The following is a 2,168-nucleotide window of genomic DNA, read 5'->3' as shown; positions in this document are numbered from 1 at the left end:
GGTATGGATCCGCCGGGCGCGGGGGGCGGGGTGCTGCACCCGGACCGCGCCCGGCGGATCCATACCGTGGCGCGGAACCGGCGGGTGTGGCTGTGGGCGTGACGGCGTGACGGCCTGTCAAATGGGTGATCTATGGGCGTATTTCCCGACCGGAGCGGGGTCCGGCGCCTAGCCTTGATCATGCGGTCGAGGACCACGGGGAGGCTGCGGTGCGGTGCGCCGTGTCCGGCGGACGCTCGGGGATGAAGGTGCCTTCCGGGGCACCTTTGCCGCCGGACCACGGCACGCACGGCTGCCGCCCTGTAACTCGACCGCGTTTGCTTCTGCCGGCCACGCGCCGGCTCGACGGGCCCGGCACCGCCGGGATGGTTGCCGGTGGTTGCGCGCCGGGGCAACCGTTCTCCGCCGCGGCGGCGGGCAACCACGGCGGTGGTGTCCGGCGGTGCCGAACCGGCCCGAGGTGGGTCCGGCACCGCCGGGATGGTTGTTGGTGGTTGCGCGCCGTGGCGGCGGGTGAGGAGTGCGGGCGTGTGCCTGCCGCTGTTTGCCGCTGCCGTGGCAACCATCCTCCGCCGCGGCGGTGAGCAGCCACCGCGGTGGTGTCCGGCGGTGCCGAACCGGCCTGAGCGGGTCCGGCACCGCCGGGATGGCCGTTGGTGGTTGCGCGCCGTGGCGGCGGTGGAGGAGTGCGGGCGTGTGCCTGCCGCTGTTCGCCCGCTGCCGCGGCAACCATCGTCCGCCGCGGCGGCGGGCAACCACGGCGGTGGTGCCCGGCGGTGCCGAACCGGCCCGAGGCGGGCCCCGCACCGCCGGGGTGGTTGCCGCGGCAACCATCCCCCCGGCACCGCCGGGATCGTTCCGGGACGGAGGAGGCGTTCGGTGAGGCGTAGTCGGGGGTCGCGGCGCGCGGTCGTCGCCGGCGGTGCCGTGCTCGTGCTCGCCGGATGCGGCGGCGGCGCCGCCGAGCCCCGCGCGCCCGCCGCCGGCGACCGCGTCGACGCGTCGCCGCACCGCTGCGGGCACGGCTGGCGGCACCCCCGCCCCGGCACGCACGCCTTCACCCTGCACAACACCTCCGGCACCGCGGCCGAGGTCCAGCTCACCGACCCCCGTACCGGCGCCGTCCTCGGCGAGGCCGAAGGGATCGCGCCCGGGGCCGAGCGGGTCATGCGGGCGCGGCTCGGCGCCGGCACGTACGCGTTCGTGTGCTTCGGCGAGGACGCCGACCCCGTCACCGGCCCGGCCGTCCGCATCCCCGTCCGCATCCCCGGCCGCACGGCCGGCCCCGACGCCGGCCCCGCCGCCGTGCCCCTCTCCGCGCACGACCTCGTCCCGGCCGCCCTGGACTACCAGCAGTGGGTGACCGCCCGCCTCGACCGCCTCGTGCCGGCGGCCGACGCCCTGCGCGCGGCCGTCCGCGCCGGCGACGTCCCCGCCGCCCGCGCCCGCTGGCTCACCGCCCACCTCGCCTACGCCCGCCTCGGCGCCGCCTACGACGCCTTCGGCGAGGCGGGCGAGGCCGTCGACCGCACCACGGCCGGGCTGCCCCGCGGCCTGCGCGACCCCGGTTTCACCGGCTTCCACCGCGTCGAGCACGGCCTCTGGCACCACGAGCGCCCCGCCGGCCTGCTCCCCGCCGCCGACCGCCTCGCCCACGACGTGCGCGCCCTGCGGACCGCCTGGGCCGCCACCCGGATGGACCCCGCCGATCTCGGCCGCCGCGCCCACGAGATCCTGGAGGACACCCTGCGGGCCGAACTGACCGGCCGCACCGACTACGGCAGCGGCTCCGCCCTGGCCACCGCCCGCGCGCACCTCGACGCCACCCGCGCCGTCCTGGACCGCCTCCGCCCCTTCCTGCGCACCCGCTACCCGGGCCTGCCGGAACTCGACCACCGCCTCGCCCGCCTCGCCCGCACCCTCGACGCCCACGCCCGGACTCACCACGGCGGGTGGACACCCCTGTCCCGCCTGACCCGTACGCAGCGGGCCCGTATCAACGCAGCCGTCGGCGACCTCACCGAGCGCCTCGCCTCCGTCGCCGCGCTCTGCGACGTACGGAGGACGCCGTGAGGCCCGTCCCCCGCCGCGGCCTCCTCCGCGGCGCGCTGGCGGCGGGCGCCACGGCCACGCTCGCCGCCCCCGCACCCGCTCCGGCGCCGCGGAGG

General features: G+C 78.5%; 1 protein-coding gene. It reads left to right on the top strand.

From position 1 onward, the window contains the following. Nucleotides 1-879: 879 nt before the first annotated feature. On the top strand, nucleotides 880-2,073 hold the full coding sequence (locus ACSNOH_RS34560) for an EfeM/EfeO family lipoprotein (protein ID WP_436725405.1): 1,194 nt from the start codon (nucleotides 880-882) through the stop codon (nucleotides 2,071-2,073). Nucleotides 2,074-2,168: the final 95 nt, after the last annotated feature.

The organism is Streptomyces sp. URMC 127 (genome assembly GCF_051386535.1).
Taxonomy (GTDB): Bacteria; Actinomycetota; Actinomycetes; order Streptomycetales; family Streptomycetaceae; genus Streptomyces.
The sequence above is the reverse complement of the archived record's forward strand: the minus strand, read 5'-3'. Positions and strand labels throughout refer to the sequence as shown.